Annotated in this window: 14 protein-coding genes, 1 pseudogene and 1 riboswitch; of the genes and pseudogenes, 6 read left to right on the forward strand and 9 right to left on the reverse strand. The window is 74.4% G+C overall.

Annotated elements, in window-relative coordinates; genetic code table 11:
* Nucleotides 1–164: 164 nt before the first annotated feature.
* The 5 genes and pseudogenes from ACIQCH_RS32970 to ACIQCH_RS32990 form a co-directional block, all read right to left on the reverse strand.
* A pseudogene (locus ACIQCH_RS32970) lies at nucleotides 165–1844 on the reverse strand (ABC transporter ATP-binding protein); the annotation flags it as partial.
* On the reverse strand, nucleotides 1841–3070 hold the full coding sequence (locus tag ACIQCH_RS32975; protein ID WP_402587040.1) for an energy-coupling factor transporter transmembrane protein EcfT: 1230 nt from the start codon (nucleotides 3068–3070) through the stop codon (nucleotides 1841–1843). The gene ACIQCH_RS32975 and the pseudogene ACIQCH_RS32970, both read right to left, overlap by 4 nt.
* Nucleotides 3067–3804 (reverse strand): SCO2322 family protein, encoded by a 738-nt coding sequence (locus ACIQCH_RS32980; protein WP_402587041.1) that lies wholly within the window; start codon nucleotides 3802–3804, stop codon nucleotides 3067–3069. The genes ACIQCH_RS32975 and ACIQCH_RS32980 overlap by 4 nt, the downstream gene beginning before the upstream one ends.
* A complete protein-coding gene (locus tag ACIQCH_RS32985; protein ID WP_402587043.1) occupies nucleotides 3804–5096 on the reverse strand; it encodes a prenyltransferase/squalene oxidase repeat-containing protein in 1293 nt (430 codons plus the stop codon). The genes ACIQCH_RS32980 and ACIQCH_RS32985 overlap by 1 nt, the downstream gene beginning before the upstream one ends.
* Before the next feature lie 158 nt (nucleotides 5097–5254).
* Nucleotides 5255–5313, reverse strand: a riboswitch (cobalamin riboswitch).
* A 481-nt stretch (nucleotides 5314–5794) separates the two neighbouring features.
* Nucleotides 5795–6844, reverse strand: coding sequence for an MBL fold metallo-hydrolase (locus ACIQCH_RS32990; RefSeq protein WP_402587090.1), 1050 nt, complete (start codon nucleotides 6842–6844; stop codon nucleotides 5795–5797).
* A 496-nt stretch (nucleotides 6845–7340) separates the two neighbouring features.
* On the opposite strand from ACIQCH_RS32990, the gene ACIQCH_RS32995 reads away from it, so the two are divergent.
* Together ACIQCH_RS32995 and ACIQCH_RS33000 are read left to right on the forward strand one after the other, a co-directional pair.
* Nucleotides 7341–8798, forward strand: coding sequence for an aldehyde dehydrogenase (locus ACIQCH_RS32995; RefSeq protein WP_402587045.1), 1458 nt, complete (start codon nucleotides 7341–7343; stop codon nucleotides 8796–8798).
* The gene (locus tag ACIQCH_RS33000; RefSeq protein ID WP_402587047.1) at nucleotides 8798–9028 is read left to right on the forward strand and encodes a ferredoxin; all 231 of its coding nucleotides are present in this window, start codon (nucleotides 8798–8800) and stop codon (nucleotides 9026–9028) included. Before ACIQCH_RS32995 ends, ACIQCH_RS33000 begins: the two co-directional genes overlap by 1 nt.
* Before the next feature lie 169 nt (nucleotides 9029–9197).
* Here ACIQCH_RS33000 and ACIQCH_RS33005 read toward each other — a convergent pair whose 3' ends face one another.
* Nucleotides 9198–9596 (reverse strand): VOC family protein, encoded by a 399-nt coding sequence (locus ACIQCH_RS33005; RefSeq protein WP_402587049.1) that lies wholly within the window; start codon nucleotides 9594–9596, stop codon nucleotides 9198–9200.
* A gap of 93 nt (nucleotides 9597–9689) precedes the next feature.
* Between ACIQCH_RS33005 and ACIQCH_RS33010 the strand changes: the two genes are divergently transcribed.
* The gene (locus ACIQCH_RS33010; RefSeq protein ID WP_402587050.1) at nucleotides 9690–10700 is read left to right on the forward strand and encodes a helix-turn-helix transcriptional regulator; all 1011 of its coding nucleotides are present in this window, start codon (nucleotides 9690–9692) and stop codon (nucleotides 10698–10700) included.
* 130 nt (nucleotides 10701–10830) lie between these two features.
* On the opposite strand, the gene ACIQCH_RS33015 is transcribed toward ACIQCH_RS33010, so the two are convergent.
* Nucleotides 10831–11379: a flavoprotein gene (locus tag ACIQCH_RS33015; protein WP_402587052.1), complete on the reverse strand. Its 549-nt coding sequence runs from the start codon at nucleotides 11377–11379 to the stop codon at nucleotides 10831–10833.
* A 192-nt stretch (nucleotides 11380–11571) separates the two neighbouring features.
* Nucleotides 11572–12195, reverse strand: coding sequence for a TetR family transcriptional regulator (locus ACIQCH_RS33020; RefSeq protein ID WP_402587054.1), 624 nt, complete (start codon nucleotides 12193–12195; stop codon nucleotides 11572–11574).
* Between the two features lie 399 nt (nucleotides 12196–12594).
* Here ACIQCH_RS33020 and ACIQCH_RS33025 point away from each other — a divergent pair, with 399 nt between their 5' ends.
* The 3 genes from ACIQCH_RS33025 (at nucleotide 12595) to ACIQCH_RS33035 (ending at nucleotide 15848) form a co-directional block, all read left to right on the forward strand.
* Entirely contained in the window at nucleotides 12595–13920 is a 1326-nt protein-coding gene (locus ACIQCH_RS33025) for a glycosyltransferase family 4 protein (RefSeq protein WP_402587056.1), read from the forward strand.
* A gap of 84 nt (nucleotides 13921–14004) precedes the next feature.
* Nucleotides 14005–14772 carry a class I SAM-dependent methyltransferase gene (locus ACIQCH_RS33030; RefSeq protein WP_402587058.1) on the forward strand — a complete coding sequence of 256 codons (768 nt, stop codon included), beginning with the start codon at nucleotides 14005–14007 and terminating at the stop codon, nucleotides 14770–14772.
* Nucleotides 14769–15848: a prenyltransferase gene (locus tag ACIQCH_RS33035; RefSeq protein WP_402587060.1), complete on the forward strand. Its 1080-nt coding sequence runs from the start codon at nucleotides 14769–14771 to the stop codon at nucleotides 15846–15848. The genes ACIQCH_RS33030 and ACIQCH_RS33035 overlap by 4 nt, the downstream gene beginning before the upstream one ends.
* 79 nt (nucleotides 15849–15927) lie before the next feature.
* Here the strand turns inward: ACIQCH_RS33035 and ACIQCH_RS33040 are convergent, their stop codons facing one another.
* Nucleotides 15928–16227: a hypothetical protein gene (locus tag ACIQCH_RS33040; protein ID WP_402587062.1), complete on the reverse strand. Its 300-nt coding sequence runs from the start codon at nucleotides 16225–16227 to the stop codon at nucleotides 15928–15930.
* Between the last annotated feature and the right edge of the window lie 368 nt (nucleotides 16228–16595).

Below are 16595 nucleotides of genomic sequence, written 5' to 3' on the forward strand. Positions count from 1 at the left end.
CGCGGGTGTGGGGGGCCGGTCGGCGGTGGGGCTCACGGGGTGGGCTCCTGGGGCGGGAGCGGGGTGGTCGCGGGCGCGGGCGGGACGGCGTCGGACGGGTGCGGGCAGCGGGTGGGCGGGAGCGGGTGGGCCGTTGCCGGGTGCGGCGGCGCGGGCCGGTGCGCCGCGAGGGCGGCCGCGACCTGGCCGACCGTGAGCCACGGGGCGGCCGCCGGGGCGTCCGGGGCGCCGCCGAGCGTGAGGATCTTGGCCACCTGGGGGGCGTACGCGGGTGAGGAGACCACCACCTCGGCCGTCGGACCGTCCGCGACGACCTCGCCGCCCGCGAGGATCACCACGCGGTGCGCCAGTTCGGCGGCCAGCTCGACGTCGTGCGTGGCGAGCAGGACGGCGTGGCCCCGGTCGGCCAGCTCGCGCAGCACCTCGACCAGGCGGGCCTTGGCCGCGTAGTCGAGTCCGCGGGTCGGCTCGTCGAGCAGCAGCAGCCCGGGGCGGGCGGTGAGCACGATGGCCAGGGCGAGCGCCAGCCGCTGGCCCTCGGACAGGTCGCGGGGGTGGGTGTCGTCGGCGACGCCGGGGAGCAGGCGGGCGACCAGCGCCCGGCAGGTGCCGGGGTCCGCGCCCGCGTCCTGGTCGGCCGCCGTGCACTCGGCGGCGACCGTGTCCGCGTACAGGAGGTCCCGGGGCTCCTGGGGGACGAGGCCGACGTGGCGGAGGAGGGTGGCGGGCTTGGTGCGGTGCGGGGCGTGTCCGGCGACCGTCACCCCGCCGGAGTGGGGGGCGGTCATGCCGACGAGCGTCGAGAGGAGGGTGGACTTGCCGGCGCCGTTGCGGCCCATGAGGGCGGTGACCTCGCCGGCGTGGAGGGTGAGGTCCACGTCCCGCAGCACCTCGGTGCGGGCGCGGCGCACGTGGAGGGACTTCGCCGTGGCGACGGGGTCGCCGGTGGGGGGAGTTCCCCCACCCCGCCCCGGACCCCGGTCCCCGGACGCCGGACGGGCCGGACCGGGGGTCGGAGCGGTGGTGGGCGGGGCCAGGAGGGCGCGGAGGGGGAGTGCCGCGCGGCGGGCGTCGCGGACGGACAGGGGGAGGGGGGACCAGCCGGCGAGGCGGCCCAGGGAGACCACCGGCGGGTGGACGGGGGAGACGGCCATGACCTCGGCGGGCGTGCCCAGGCGCGGGGCCTCGCCGGGTCCCGGGACGAGCAGGACCCGGTCGGCGTACTGCACCACGCGCTCCAGGCGGTGCTCGGCCATCAGGACGGTCGTGCCCAGGTCGTGGACGAGGCGCTGCAGTACGGCCAGCACGTCCTCCGCGGCCGCCGGGTCGAGGGCGGAGGTCGGCTCGTCCAGGACCAGGACGGCCGGGTGCGGGGTGAGCACGGAGCCGATCGCGACGCGCTGCTGCTGGCCGCCGGAGAGGGAGGCGATGGGCCGGTCCCGCAGGTCGCCCAGGCCCAGCAGGTCGAGGGTCTCCTCGACCCGGCGGCGCATGACGGCCGGGGCCAGCCCCAGGGACTCCATCCCGTACGCCAGCTCGTCCTCGACCGTGTCGGTGACGAAGTGGGCGAGCGGGTCCTGGCCGACGGTGCCGACCACGTCGGCCAGCTCGCGCGGCGGATGCGTACGGGTGTCACGCCCCGCGACCGTGACCCGGCCGCGCAGCGTGCCCCCGGTGAAGTGCGGCACCAGGCCGGAGACCGTGCCGAGGAGCGTGGACTTCCCGACGCCCGACGGCCCGACGAGCAGCACCAGCTCGCCCTCCGGGACGGTCAGGTCCAGACCCTGGAGGGTGGGGGCGGCCGCCCCGTCGTAGGTGACGGACACCTGCTCGAAGCGGATCACTGCTCTTGCTCCTCGGGAACGGGCGTGACGAAGGCCGGGAGGAGGCCCAGGAGGATCGCGGCGGCCGGCCACAGGGGGAGGGCGGGGACCACGAGGGGGACGACCCCCGGTCGCAGGGCCTCGGGGGACCCCGCGGAGGCGAGGACGAGGCAGGCCGCGACGGCCGCTCCCGAGCCGGCGACCAGCCAGGCCCGCACCCCCCAGCGGTCGGGCCGGTAGTGGGTACGGACGCTCCGCCGGCCGCCCAGCCACAGCCCCGCGAGGGCGCCCCCGAGGCCGATGAGGAGGACGGGCAGGCCGTAACCGGTGCCCTCGGCGGACAGCAGCCCGTACGTTCCGGCGCAGACGCCGAGCAGGCCGCCGAGGGTGAGGAGGGCGGTGAGGCGGCGTACGGCGGCCGGGACCCGGGCGGTACGGCCGTAGCCGCGCGCGTCCATCGACGCGGCGACCGCGACCGAGCGCTCCAGGGCTCCCTCCAGGACGGGCAGCCCGATCTGCAGGACCGCCCTGATGCCGCCGGTGGAACGGCCGCGCAGGCGGCGGGCGGCACGCAGGCGGGCGACGTCGGCGACGAGGTTCGGGGCGAAGGTCATCGCGACGACCACGGCCACGCCGGCCTCGTACAGGGCCGCGGGGAGGGACTTCAGGAGGCGGGTGGGGTTGGCGAGGGCGTTCGCGGCGCCCACGCAGACCAGCAGGGTGGCGAGCTTCGCTCCGTCGTAGGCCGCGAAGACCAGCTGCTCGGCCGTGACCCGGCCGCCGAGGCGGATGCCCTGGGCCCAGTCGGGGAGGGGGACCTCGGGGAGGGTGACGAGGGTGTGCGTGCCGGGGATGGGGGAGCCCAGGAGTACGGAGAAGGCGAGGCGGAGGAGGAGGACGGCGAGGCCGAGCTTGAGGAAGGCGCCGTAGGAGCGGGACCAGGGGGCGTCGGTCCGGCGGGCGGCCACGACGTAGCCGGCGGTGGTGAGGACCAGCGCCAGGAGGAGGGGGTTGGTGGTGCGGCTGGCCGCGGCCGCCAGGCCGAGGGCCCAGATCCACCAGGCGAGGGCGGGGATCGCGTTGGCGCGGGTGGCTGTGGGGGCGGTGAGGCGGGCGAGGATGGGGGTGCGGGTGGTGCCCGTGGGTGGTTGCGCGCCGTCGGCGGCCTCGGGTGCGTTCGGGGCGGGCGTGCGGAGTGGGCGGACCGTGCGGAGGGCGCGGTCCTGGTTGTTCTCGTGCGGCGTCATCGTGAGCGGCGGCGGGACTTCAGGGCGGCGGCCGTTCCCAGGGCGGCGACCGCCCCGACGCCCAGGACCAGGCCCACGGTGCCGCCGGAGCCGGAGCCGGAGCCGGAGCCGGAGCCGGAGCCGGAGCCGGAGCCGGAGCCGGAGCCGGCGTCCGGGTCGGAATCGGCTGCGGGGGTGTCGGTGGAGGTCGACGGGGCCGCGGAGCGCTGCGGGTCGGAGGCGGAGATCTGCTCGCCGCAGCCCCGCTCCGGGTAGCCCGTGATCGCGCACAACAGGGCCGCGCTGTCGTAGCGCAGCGGCTTGGCGACCGCCGCGAGGGCCTCGGCCGTCGTGGCGTCGGGCGCGACGGTGGCGCAGGCGGTGCGCGGGGCGGTGCGCGGCGGGGTCTCGCCGGTCGGGGCGTCCGCGGGTACGCCGAAGTCGATCACTAGCGCGACCCGCTTCTTCCCCGCGGCCGGGGGCGTCGCCCCGCAGACGGCCGCGAAGTCGGGCTCCGTCCGCGGGCGGTCCGCGTCGGTGGAGTCCTCGCTCACCGCGAACCGGAACCCCTGGACGTCGCCGTCGGCCGGGCGCGCCGTGGAGGGGCCCTGGCCGGAGTACCGCCAGGTGCCGCCGGCCCCGTCCCAGAAGGACCAGTACCGGTAACCGGTCGCGGCCGCCGGGCCGGCGCCGAGCAGCAGCGCGCACAGGGTGCCCAGGACGAGCACCCCGTACGCGCGACGACCCGGACGCATCACAGCTGCTGGGACTTCTTGCGGCCGCTCAGCAGGAAGCCGATGCCGATGCCGAAGAACGCGCCCGCGCCGATGATCCACCAGACGCTGGAGCCGGAGTCCTCGCCGTCCTCGTCCTTCTTCTCGTCCTTGCCGGACGGGGATGCCGAGGCGGTGGCGGCCTGCGGGGCCGGGCCGGTCGCGTTCAGCTGCGCGACGAGGTCGGTGCCGCCGAAGGACTTCGGGTCGGCGCCCACCGCGTGCGCGGCGAGGACGAGCGTGCCGAGGCCCGCCGGGTTGTCCTTGGCCCACGCGGCCGCGTTCTTCTGCAGCCAGTCGTAGGACTCCTTGGCCGCCGAGCCGTGGCCGCCGGCCGCGATGGCGATCACCGCGTCGGCGGTGTTGCCGAAGTCGGGGGTGGGCTTGTCGGCACCGGGGGTGACGGCGACGAGGTGGTTGCCGTTCTTCCGCAGCGTCTGGACCAGGTAGAACTCGGAGCCCATGGCGGCGGTCGGCATGTCCGCGGCACCGGTCGAGCCGGCCGGGCACTCGGGGGCCATCAGCGGCATCTGGGCGTTGTCGGCGCTGTTCCCCGTGTTCGCCGGGGGCACGACCGCGCTCTTGCCGAAGCCGGCCAGGGTGGCCGCGGCGGTGGCGTCGGCGTTCGCGAGCAGCTTGCCGTTCTTGTCCTTCTGGTAAGCGAACGCGCCCTGGTCGGCGGCCGGGACGGCGCAGCCGACCTGGAACTCCAGCAGGCCGTCGAAGGCCGACTTGCCCGCCTTGGACTTCACGGCCGCCGGCTTCTCGCCGGCCGCGATGAGCGCGCCGATCACGATGGAGGTGGAGTTGGCGTCGCTGGCCGCGCCCGGGCCGGGGGAGTAGGTCCAGCCGCCGTCCGGGTTCTGCACGGACTTCAGCCAGGCCACGCTCTTCTTGACGGCCGCGTCCTGGCCGCCCAGCGCGGCCAGGGCCTGCACCGCGGCGGCGGTGGCGTTGGTGTCGAGCATGGTCTTCGCGTCGCAGGCCTTGCCGGCGTCGGCGCGGAAGGAGGGGAACGCGCCGTTCGCGCACTGCTGGCCGGTCAGCCAGTCCAGCGCCTGCGGGGCGGGCTTGAGGCCCACCGTGTCCTGGGCGAGCAGGGCGAAGGACTGCCGCCACACGCCGTCGTACGTCGGGTCCGCCTTGCCGTACAGGCCGGACGGGATCACGGGCGGCGTGCTCGGGGCGGCCGGGGCGGCGAGCGCCGCGGGAGCGGCGGCCACGCAGAGCACGGCGGTGGCGGCGAGCGCTGCGGCGCTGCGGCGGACGGTCATGACGGGCGGAAGCCTCTCCTGCGGGGGAGCAGGAGGCAGGCACGCGAGGCGCCCGGGCTCCGGCTCCGCAAACCTCGACGTTGCCGGTCACCGGGATCGGAACGGAGGCGGGCCTCGGGCCGAACCGGCGACTGAGCCGTGCACGTCCCGCGGGGCAGTCCGGCTCGCCGCGCGGGGGCGGCTCACGGTTGCGGGTCAGCGCCGGTCTCGCACCGGCTTCTCCCCGCGTGGGTGATGACGACCCGCACACTGTACCGGCCCGGCTTCGGGGCGGGGTGCGGGGCGGTGGGGATGGGTGCGGGGTGGGGGTGCGGGGGTGGGTGTGGGTGCGGGTGCGGGTGCGGTGTGGGTGGGTGTGGGTCCTCTGGTGTGCGTCCCCTCGCTTCGGGGGTGGGGCACGGCGTCGGGGTGGGGTGGCTTCGGGGGTGGGTCCCGTGGTGTGTGGGTCCCCTCGGTGCTTGACAGGGGTGGCCTGCAGGCCCTGCGGCAGGCCCACCCCGAGGGCTTTGGGCCTTCGGCCGGGCCTGCGGCCCCCCTCGGCCCGGGCCTGCCTCCGGACCAGCCTGCCACCCCTGTCAAGCGCCTCCCCCACACACCACGGGACCCACCAGCCACCGCCAAGGATGTGTGGACCCGGTGGCAGTCGGGGGAGCCGGACGCCTGCGGTGGGCCGGCGGCGTCCTTGGACGGGGCGGGCCTCACACGGCCCGGTACCTCACCGGCTCGCCCGGCGCGGTGTTCGGGACCGGCTCCGCCAGGCCCAGCTTCACCAGTCGCCGCAGGTGCGCCTCCGCCTCCGAGACGGCGATGTTGCGGGAGCCGTACGGGATCTGCTCCCACGGCCGGTTCCACTTCATCCGCTCCGCCAGGGCCCACGGCGTCACCGGGTCGCTCAGCAGCTCGAGCAGTCCGCGCAGCCGCTCCTCGTGGTGCGCGAGCAGCTCGCGCACCCGGGCGGGGGCGTCGGTGAACGCGTACTGGTGGGCCGGGAGCACCTCTGCGGGTCCGAGGCGGCCGATGCGTTCGAGGGAGTCGAGGTAGTCGCCGAGGGGGTCGGTGCCGCGGGTGTCCTCCGGGTCCTCGTACAGGCCGATGTGCGGGCTGATCCCGGGCAGCAGGTGGTCGCCCGAGAAGAGCCGGCCGCGGCCGGGCAGCCCGGCCGGGTGGTCCTCCTCCAGGTGCAGGCACACGTGGCCGGGGGTGTGCCCCGGGGTCCAGACGGCGCGCAGCCGGCGGCCGGCCAGCGGCAGCAGCTCGCCCGGGACGATCTCCCGGTCCGGCACCGCGGCGCGCAGCCCGGGAAGGGTCCGCATCCGGCCGTTTGCGCGGGCGGCGCGCAGCGGGCCGACGTGTTCCTCGGGGGCGCCGGCGGCGGTGAGCTTCGCGGCGAGGTAGTCGAGCCAGACGGCGGGTTCGGCGGACCGGGTGCGCTGGACCACCTCGATGTCGGCGGGGTGCATCGCGATCCAGGCGCCGGAGGCCTCGCGGACCCGGCCGGAGAGGCCGTGGTGGTCGGGGTGGTGGTGGGTGATGACGACGCCGTGCACGTCGGCCACGGCGATGCCGAGCGCGCCGAGCCCGGCGGTGAGGGCGTCCCAGGCGGCGGGGTCGTCCCAGCCGGTGTCGACCCGGACGGGGCCGCGGTCGGTGTCGAGGACGTGGACGAGCGTGTGGCCGAGGGGGTTGTCGGGGATCGGTACGCGCAGGGCGTGGACGCCGCCGCCGTGGTCGATGACGTCGTGGTTGATGACGTCGTGGTCGTTGACGTCGGGTGCTGTGCCCTCGGGTGCCGGCGCGTGGGGTGCTGCCACGTCGGATGTCTGCGTGTGGGGTGCCTGCGCGTGGGGTGCCTGCGCGTGGGGTGGTGCTGCCACGTCGGATGTCTGCGCGTGGGGCGCTGCCTCGTCGGGTGCTGCCACGTCGGGTGCTGCGTGCTCCGTCATGCCGGGTCCCCCTGTCGCCTGGCGTCGGCGGTGCGCCGTCGCACCGCGCTGTCACACCTGTTTCGAGAACTGGTTTCAGTAGTAGCCCAAGTCGACCATCGATGGCCACTGTCCGCGGCGCCGGGTCGCCCGCCGCGGCGCGGGTTCTCCGGCCGGTCCGCGGCGGTTGCGTCCCATCCGTGGACTAGTGGAACTAGAACTGGTATCAGTTCTGAAATCCCGTCAGGACAGTGGCGTGGCGGCAACAGCGACAGCAGCAGCAGCTTCAGCAACAGGTACCGGGCCGCAGGAGGCATCAGCCATGACCGAGCTCGTGGAACACGGACAGCTGTTCATCGGCGGCGCGTGGGCCGACCCGCTGGGCGGCGACACCATCGAGGTCGTCTCCCCCCACACCGGACAGGTCTTCGGGCGCGTCCCGCACGCCTCCCCCGCCGACGTCGACGCGGCCGTCGCCGCCGCCCGCCGGGCCTTCGAGCACGGCCCCTGGCCGCGCATGACCCTGGACGAGCGCATCGCCGTCGTGACGCGCATCAAGGACGCGATCGCCGTGCGCCACGAGGAGATCGCCCGCTCCATCAGCGCGCAGAACGGCTCCCCCTACTCCTGGAGCATCCTCGCCCAGGCGCTGGGCGCGATGATGGTCTACGACTCCGCGATCAAGGTCGCCGCCGCGTACCCGTACGAGGAGCGGCGCGACGGCGTGCTCGGCCCGCTGCTCGTGCGCCGCGAGCCGGTCGGCGTCGTCGCGGCCGTGATCCCGTGGAACGTCCCGCAGTTCGTGGCCGCCGCCAAGCTCGGCCCGGCGCTGCTCACCGGCTCGTCGGTGATCCTCAAGCCCTCGCCGGAGGCGCCGCTGGACTCGTACATCCTCGCCGACATCGCGCGCGAGGCCGGGCTGCCGGAGGGCGTGCTGTCCGTCCTCCCCGCCGACCGCGAGGTCAGCGAGTACCTCGTCGGCCACCCGGGCGTCGACAAGGTGGCCTTCACCGGCTCGGTCGCGGCCGGCAAGCGGGTCATGGAGGTCGCCGCCCGCAACCTCACCCGCGTCACCCTCGAACTCGGCGGCAAGTCCGCGGCCGTGATCCTGCCGGACGCCGACGCCGCGACGGCCGTCGCCGGCATCGTGCCCGCCGCCTGGATGAACAACGGCCAGGCGTGCGTGGCCCAGACCCGCATCCTCGCGCCGCGCAGCCGCTACGAGGAGTTCGCGGAGGCCTTCGCGGCCGCCGCGGGCGCGCTCGCGGTCGGCGACCCCCTCGACCCGGCGACCCAGCTCGGGCCGCTGGTCGCCAAGCGGCAGCAGCAGCGCTCGCTCGACTACATCAAGCTCGGGCAGGAGGAGGGCGCCAAGGTCCTCACGGGCGGCGGCGTGCCGGCCGGGCTGGAGCAGGGCTGGTACGTCGAGCCGACGCTCTTCGGCGACGTGGACAACGGCATGCGCATCGCCCGCGAGGAGATCTTCGGGCCCGTGGTCTGCCTGATCCCGTACGGGGACGAGGCGGAGGCGGCCAGGATCGCCAACGACTCCGACTTCGGCCTGAGCGGCAGCGTCTGGACGGCGGACGTCGAGCGCGGCATCGACTTCGCGCGCGGGGTGCGGACGGGCACGTTCAACGTCAACACCTTCAGCCTCGACATGATGGGGCCCTTCGGTGGTTACAAGAGCAGCGGACTGGGGCGGGAGTTCGGGCCCGAGGGGCTGAGCGAGTACCTGGAGCACAAGATGATCCACCTGCCCGCCGGGTACGGTGCCTGATGGGCGACCGGTGGCGCGTGGAGGTCGACCGGGGGGTGTGCATCGGCTCCGGGATGTGCGTGAACCACGCCCCGGACGGCTTCTCCCTCGACTCGGCCCGGCAGTCGCACCCGGTGGCGGCGGACACGGACGCGAACGAGCCGGTGCTGACCGCCGCCGAGGGGTGCCCGGTGGAGGCGATCACGATCACGCTGGCCTCGGGTGAGGCGGTGTTCCCGCCCGAGGACTAGGTGTGGTGTCTCGGGACCTTGGTTACGCGACGTCCTCGAAGGTGAGCTGCTGCGGGATGTCCGCGAGCGCTGCGGGCGGCCGCTGCTGGTGGCGCCTGGACTCGGCGGCCGCGTTCACCGGGAGCCCCGGGATCTCGGGGCTCCCGCGTGAGCGCGGCTGTGCGTGGCGTCAGCGTGCGAACTTTTCGATGGCCGCCGGGGTGACGGGGGTGAAGAAGTTGACGAGGTTGCCGTCGGGGTCGCGGAACAGCAGCGACCGGTTGCCCCAGGGCATCGTGGTGGGCTCGGTGACGAAGTCGGTGACGAAGCCGGTCAGGTTCTGGTGAACGCGGTCCACGTCGTCGACGAGGAACTCGGTGATCACGCTGTGGTTGTCCGCCGGGCGGGCAGATCCCGGGGCGAACAGCGGGACGGTGCGGGTGCCGGCGATCGCGAGGGTGGCGCCCGCGGTCCGGATTTCGGCGAAGTCCTCGGTGGCCCACGTCGCCCCCGCCCCGGTGGCTCGCTCGTAGAAGTCGACGAGGCGTGCGACGTCGCTGGTGATGATGCGGATCGAGACGAAGTCCATGGGAATCTCCTTGGCCGTGCTGGAGGCGTGCTCGTCGCAGGCTAGGAGGAATAGTGGACAGAATCGGTCCTGTATTGGCGTTAGGCTGCCGACATGCCTCGACCGACCGGCCGCGTGCTGACACTCCTGGAGCTGCTGCAGTCGGGCGGCACCCGGACGGTGGCCGAACTCGCCGACCGGCTCGGCGTCGAAGGGCGCACCGTGCGCCGGTACGTGGACCAACTGATCGACCTCGACGTGCCCGTGGAATCGGTGCGCGGCCGCTACGGCGGGTACCGGCTGGCTCCCGGGTACCGCCTGCCTCCGCTCATGCTCAGCGACGACGAGGCGCTGGCCGTGGTGCTCGGCCTGGTCGCCGGCCGCCGAGCAGGGTTGACGACGACGGAGCGCACGGCGAGCGAGACGGCGTCGGCGAAGATCCGGCGGGTGCTGCCCAAGCACGTCGCCCGTCGGCTCGACACGCTCCTGGAAGCTCTCGCCTTCACGGATCGGCCCGGCGAGTTCGACACCCCGGACTCCGGGGTCCTGCTCACGATCGCCGATGCGGTGCGCCACCACCGACCGGTCTCGATCCGCTACACCGACCGCGACGGACGGCGCAGCGAACGCACGCTGCACGCGTACGGGATCGTCGCCCATGCCGGCCGGTGGTACGTCACGGGCGAGGACGCCCGGATCGGCGAGGACCGAACCTTCCGGCTCGACCGCATCGCAGACGCGCGGACCCTGCCCGGCTCGTTCGAAGCGCCGGTGGGTCCCGGTCCGGAACAGCGCGTGTTGTCAGGGTTCGCCACGGCCGAGTACCAGCATGAGGTGACCTTGCGGATCCACGGGACGGTTGAGCAGATCCGGGCCCGCCTTCCGGCCGGCGTCGCGAGCCTGGAGGAGCACGAGCCCGCGGCCGGCGAGGACCGCGCGACCGAGCGCTGGCGGCGCGCCGAGCTGCGGGCGGAGCGGCTCGACTGGTTGCCCCCGGTACTCGCCTCACTCGACCGGCCGTTCGTCATCGAGCGCCCCGACGAACTCCGCGACCTCGTCATCGCGCTCGCCGATCGCCTCGCGTCCTACGCCGCCGAGCCTGACCGCGAGGAACCGACGTCGTGAGAGGCCGGCCGACTCGGCCGACGCGGGAGGGGCGTTCACGACCTCCCGCCGTCCGTGGTGGCCGCCGCGCGGTGCGCCCGCCCTTCCCCGTGTCCGGGAGGGCGGGCGCGATGCGTTCTCGGGGCGGGCCTCAGGCCTGGGGGGTGGCCACCAGGGCGTCGGCGGCGGCGAGGGCGGTCTCCCACGGGAAGCCCTCGACGACGTCCTCGCCGGGGGCGTTCGGGGCGAAGCCGTGCTCGCCGAAGAGCGTGCGGACGCCCGCGTTGTGGAGCGTGGCCAGGCTCTGGTCGAACTGGGGGTGGCGGGCCAGGGCCGTGTTCACGCACGGCATGACGGCCATGGGGACGCCCTTGCCGATGGCCTCGGCCGCGACGCCGACCACGAACCGGTCGGTCAGGCCGAGGGCCAGGGCGTTGACGGTGTTGAACGTGGCGGGCGCGAAGAGTATCGCGTCCGGCGCGGGCCAGACGTCCGCTTCGCCGGGGCGCCGGTAGCGGGAGCGGACGGGGTGGCCGGTGAGCGCACTCAGGCCGTCGACGCTGCCCGCGACCCACTCGGCCGCGGCGGGCGTCAGGCCGAGGCAGACGTCCCAGCCCCTGGCCTGCGCCGCCTCTGCGACCCAGGCGATGTCGAAGAGCGGCGGGGCGGCCGAACCGAACAGATACAAAGTGCGCGTCATGAGCATCAGTTGATCACACAGCTGATAGGTCCCCGTCAAGCCCCGGACGGTTTCACGCCACGTCGGGCCCGTGCCGGGGTGCCTCCGCGCGGGGCCGCCGCCGGGCCCCCCGGGAAACCCCGGCGCCGCGCGCCGGGTGCGCTCGAACGCCGCGCGGGCTGGATGTGCCGGGGCGGGCGCGGGCGGCCCGGTTCAGGGGCGGGGTGGGGACGTGAGGTCGATGAGGCGGCAGACCGTCTCGATATCGATCTTGACCTGGGCGATGGAGGCCCGGCCCGAGAGCCACGTGATCAGCGCGGAGTGCCAGGTGTGCTCGATGACCCGCACGGCGGACAGCTGCTCGGCCGTGGGCGGCGCGTCGAGCCCCATCGCGTCGAGGATGATCGCGGTCGTCAGCCGCGAGACGGTGTCGACCTCGGGCGAGACGCTGCGGTCGGCGAAGGTCAGGGCCCGCACCATCGCGTCCGCCAGGTGCGGCTCGCGCTGCAGCGCCCGGAACGCTCGCATCAGCGTCTCCGCCACCCGCTCCGAGGCGGACTCCCCGGCCGGCGGGCGCTTGCGCAGCGTGGTGTGCATGTGCTGGAGCTGGTCCTGCATGGTCGCGACCAGCAGGTGCACCTTGGACGGGAAGTACCGGTACAGCGTGCCCAGCGCCACGCTCGACGACTCCGCGACCTCGCGCATCTGCACGGCGTCGAACCCGCCCCGGCTGGCCAGCTGGGCGCTGGCGTGCAGGATCCGCCGCCGACGCGCCTCCTGGCGTTCGGTCAAGGGCGGGGTCGCCGGGGTGGTGACGGCTCTGGCTTCCGCTGACATCAGTCCCAAGTCCCCATCCGTGCCGTTCGCCGGACCCACCTGTTCCCGGTGCCTGTCCGCCCGGCGTTGCCGTTCTCTTCCTGCGGTCCGTGCCGCCTCCGCGGCCCGCCCCGGGTGATGCTCCGCACCCCGGCCCGAACCGCCTCCGTGCCCCGGTCCCGAGCGGCCCGTATGCCTCTGCGTACCGGTGTGAACCGGCTCCGTGACCCGTGTCGCGGGCCGTCGGGCCGCTCAGCATGTCAGGCGTCGGGGCCGTGGCGCGAATCACCTGCTCCGCCTCTTACGGTGTGGTTTCCGGCCGGTAGATTCAATGCTCCTTGACGGATCAAGTCTGAAACTTGTTCTACATTATCCGAGCGGTTACGCTCCGGCGAAAGTGCAGTGAGAAGGGGGCCGAGAGTGTCCGCTGAGGCCATGGTGACGAGCCCTTTCGCGGGTTCCGGCACTGACGGCGACCGCCCGTTGCGCATCGCACTCCTCACGTACAAGGGGAACCCGTTCTGCGGCGGTCAGGGCGTCTACGTCCGGCACCTCTCGCGCGAGCTGGCCCGCCTCGGCCACACCGTCGAGGTGATCGGCGCCCAGCCCTACCCCGTCCTGGACCCGCAGTCCGGCCAGACCCTCACCGAGCTCCCCAGCCTCGACCTCTACCGCCAGCCCGACCCCTTCCGCACGCCCAAGCGCGAGGAGTACCGGGACTGGATCGACGCCCTCGAGGTCGCCACCATGTGGACCGGCGGCTTCCCCGAACCGCTGACCTTCTCGCTGCGCGCCCGGCGCCACCTCCTGGCCCGCCGCGGCGAGTTCGACGTCATCCACGACAACCAGACCCTGGGGTACGGCCTGCTCGGCGACCTGGGCGCGCCGCTCGTCACGACGATCCACCACCCCATCACCGTGGACCGCCAGTTGGAGCTCGACGCCGCCAAGGACCGCAAGCGGCGGCTCTCGGTGCGCCGCTGGTACGCCTTCACGCGCATGCAGGGCCGGGTCGCCCGCCGGCTGCCCTCCGTCCTGACCGTCTCCGGCTCCTCGCAGCAGGAGATAGCGGAACACCTCGGCGTCCGCGACGACCGCATCCACGTCGTCCACATCGGCGCCGACACCGACCTGTGGTCCCCCGACCCGTCCGTGGCCGAGGTCCCGGGCCGCATCGTGACCACCTCGAGCGCCGACGTGCCCCTCAAGGGCCTGGTCTTCCTGGTCGAGGCGCTCGCGAAGCTGCGTACGGAGCGGCCCGACGCCCACCTCGTCGTCGTCGGCAAGCGCGCCGAGCGCGGCCCCGTCGCCAAGGCCATCGAGGCGTACGGGCTCCAGGACGCCGTCCGGTTCGTCAAGGGCGTCACCGACGCCGAGCTCGTCGACCTCGTGCGCAGCGCCCAGGTCGCCTGCGTGCCCAGCCTGTACGAGGGCTTCTCGCTGCCCGCGGCCGAGGCCATGGCCACCGGCACCGCCCTGGTCGCCACGACCGGCGGGGCCATCCCCGAGGTCGCCGGCCGCGACGGAGAGACCTGCCTGGCCGTGCCGCCCGGCGACGCGGGGGCACTCGCCGCCGCCCTCGGCCGGGTGTTCGAGGACCCGGAACTGCGGGCCCGCCTCGGGGCGGCCGGCCGCGAGCGGGTTCTGGCCAACTTCACGTGGGCCCGGGCCGCCGAGGGCACCGCCGCGCACTACCGTGCCGCGATCGCCGCCGCCCGCGGCGCCGCGGGCGCCCGGACGCGCTGACCCGACGCACCGCAGCACCGCACCACCCCAGCACTCCGCAGCACCCCGCACGACCCACCACCCACGCGAAAGCAGGCCGCCCCCGTGCTGACCGTCGACTTCTCCCGGTTCCCGCTCGCCGCAGGCGACCGCGTGCTCGATCTGGGCTGCGGCGCAGGCCGGCACGCCTTCGAGTGCTACCGGCGCGGCGCCCAGGTGGTCGCCCTCGACCGCAACGGCGAGGAGATCCGCGAGGTCGCCAAGTGGTTCGCCGCCATGAAGGAGGCCGGCGAGGCCCCGGCCGGTGCCACCGCCACCGCCATGGAGGGCGACGCGCTCTCCCTGCCGTTCCCCGACGACTCCTTCGACGTCGTGATCATCTCCGAGGTCATGGAGCACATCCCGGACGACAAGGGCGTGCTCGCCGAGATGGTCCGCGTCCTCAAGCCGGGCGGCCGCATCGCGATCACCGTGCCCCGCTACGGCCCCGAGAAGATCTGCTGGGCGCTGAGCGACGCGTACCACGAGGTCGAGGGCGGCCACATCCGCATCTACAAGGCCGACGAGCTGCTGAAGAAGATGGAGGAGGCCGGCCTCAAGCCGTACGGCACGCACCACGCGCACGGCCTGCACTCCCCGTACTGGTGGCTCAAGTGCGCCTTCGGCGTCGACAACGACAAGGCCCTGCCGGTCCGTGCCTACCACAAGCTCCTGGTCTGGGACATCATGAAGAAGCCCCTGGCCACCCGCCTCGCCGAGCAGGCCCTGAACCCGGTCATCGGCAAGAGCTTCGTGGCGTACGCGACCAAGCCGCACCTCCCGGGCGTGGCCGTCGACACCGCCGCCGCGACGACCGCGGGTGTGGGCAAGTGAGTTCCCCCGGCCGCACCGAACACCTCGTGCTGCCCGGCGTCCTGACCGCCGAGCAGGCCGCGCAGACGGTCGCCGGCATCCTCGCCGTCCAGCGCGAGGACGGCGCCATACCGTGGTTCCGCGGACACCACCTCGACCCGTGGGACCACACCGAGGCCGCCATGGCCCTGGACGTCGCCGGCGAGCACGAGGCCGCCGCGCGCGCCTACGAGTGGCTCGCCCGGCACCAGAACAAGGACGGTTCCTGGTACGCCGCCTACGCCGACCGCCCGGCGGGCGTGGACACCACCACCCCGCAGGACGCCGGCCAGGAGTCGAACTTCACCGCGTACGTCGCCGTCGGCGTCTGGCACCACTACCTCGCCACCGGCGACGACGCCTTCGTCGACCGCATGTGGCCGGTGGTCTACGCGGCCGTCGAGTTCGTCCTCGCGCTGCAGCAGCCGGGCGGCGAGATCGGCTGGAAGCGCGAGGCGGACGGCACGCCGGTGACCGACGCGCTGCTGACCGGCAGCTCCTCCGTCCACCAGGCGCTGCGCTGCGCGCTGGCGATCGCCGAGCACCGCGAGGAGCCGCAGCCCGACTGGGAGCTGGCCGCGGGCGCACTGGCGCACGCGATCCGCCGCCACCCGGAGCGGTTCCTCGACAAGGACCGCTACTCGATGGACTGGTACTACCCGGTGCTGGGCGGGGCGCTCACGGGCGCGGACGCCAAGGCGCGCATCGAGGGGCGCTGGGACGAGTTCGTGGTGGACGGGCTGGGCGTGCGCTGCGTGCTGCCCAACCCCTGGGTCACCGGCGGCGAGAGCTGCGAGCTCGCGATCGCGCTGTGGGCGATGGGGGAGTCCGACCGGGCGCTGGAGATCCTGCGCTCGATCGGCCACCTGCGGGCCGAGAACGGCATGTACTGGACGGGGTACGTCTTCGAGGACGACGCCGTCTGGCCCGTCGAGCAGACCACCTGGACGGCGGGCTCGCTGCTGCTCGCGGTGGCCGCGCTCGGCGGCGACGAGGCCACCACGGAGGTCTTCGGCGGCGAGCGCCTTCCGACCGGGCTCGACCCCGACTGCTGCTGACACCGGACGCCCGGAGCGGGTGTGTGGGGCCGCGCGCAGCCTCGGGCGCAGCCCCACACGTTCTGCCGCGCCGCGGCCCTCAGACCCGGTGGAGGAAGCGGGCCAGCGCGTGCCCCACCAGCAGGTACACCACGGCGGGCAGGCCGTAGCCCACGACCACCTGCACCCACTCGCGGTGGATGTCGAAGAGGTCGCGGGACCAGCCCGACAGCCAGTTCGCCGCGTCGTGGAACCACTGGACGACCGCGTTGGCCTGGTTGGCGTCCAGCAGGTCCAGGGCGATCCAGACCACCAGGACGAGGGCCGCGACGTCGGCGGCCAGGGCCACGACCCGGCCCACGGTCGCGCCCGGCCCACGTGGGACCACTCGCTCCTGCATGTCCCGCTTCTTGCCGCGATCGACGGGGCGAAACCCGCGCACGATGCGGTTTCGGGGTGGGGCGGACCGCCGGGTGACGCGGTTCGGGGCGGGGCGAACGCCGCATGATGCGGTACGGGTACGGGCCCGCGCCACCGGGGGCGTCCGAACGGGTGGCCCGAGTGGCGGGGCCCCGCCGTCCGGGTGACGCTGCGGGGGACACCTCCCTCACGCACCTGGAGGAAACCGTGTCCGAATCCGTGTCCGAGACCGTGTCCCGCACCGTGCCGACACGCAGGACCATCCGAGTCCGCCGCATCCTGACGGCCGTGACGCTGTCCGCCGCGCTGCTCGCCGGAGCCACCGGATGGGGTGGTGCGAGCGCCGCC

The organism is Streptomyces sp. NPDC093225 (assembly GCF_044753805.1).
Lineage (GTDB): Bacteria > Actinomycetota > Actinomycetes > Streptomycetales > Streptomycetaceae > Streptomyces.

Excerpts from the sequence above, each read along its gene's own strand:
- ACIQCH_RS33000 (WP_402587047.1), top strand. The coding sequence starts at position 8,798 with ATGGGCGACCGGTGGCGCGTGGAGGTCGACCGGGGGGTGTGCATCGGC.
- ACIQCH_RS32975 (WP_402587040.1), bottom strand. The coding sequence starts at position 3,070 with ATGACGCCGCACGAGAACAACCAGGACCGCGCCCTCCGCACGGTCCGC.
- ACIQCH_RS33015 (WP_402587052.1), bottom strand. The coding sequence starts at position 11,379 with ATGACGCGCACTTTGTATCTGTTCGGTTCGGCCGCCCCGCCGCTCTTC.
- ACIQCH_RS32980 (WP_402587041.1), bottom strand. The coding sequence starts at position 3,804 with ATGCGTCCGGGTCGTCGCGCGTACGGGGTGCTCGTCCTGGGCACCCTG.
- ACIQCH_RS33040 (WP_402587062.1), bottom strand. The coding sequence starts at position 16,227 with ATGCAGGAGCGAGTGGTCCCACGTGGGCCGGGCGCGACCGTGGGCCGG.
- ACIQCH_RS33020 (WP_402587054.1), bottom strand. The coding sequence starts at position 12,195 with ATGTCAGCGGAAGCCAGAGCCGTCACCACCCCGGCGACCCCGCCCTTG.
- ACIQCH_RS32995 (WP_402587045.1), top strand. The coding sequence starts at position 7,341 with ATGACCGAGCTCGTGGAACACGGACAGCTGTTCATCGGCGGCGCGTGG.
- ACIQCH_RS33005 (WP_402587049.1), bottom strand. The coding sequence starts at position 9,596 with ATGGACTTCGTCTCGATCCGCATCATCACCAGCGACGTCGCACGCCTC.
- ACIQCH_RS32985 (WP_402587043.1), bottom strand. The coding sequence starts at position 5,096 with ATGACCGTCCGCCGCAGCGCCGCAGCGCTCGCCGCCACCGCCGTGCTC.
- ACIQCH_RS33010 (WP_402587050.1), top strand. The coding sequence starts at position 9,690 with ATGCCTCGACCGACCGGCCGCGTGCTGACACTCCTGGAGCTGCTGCAG.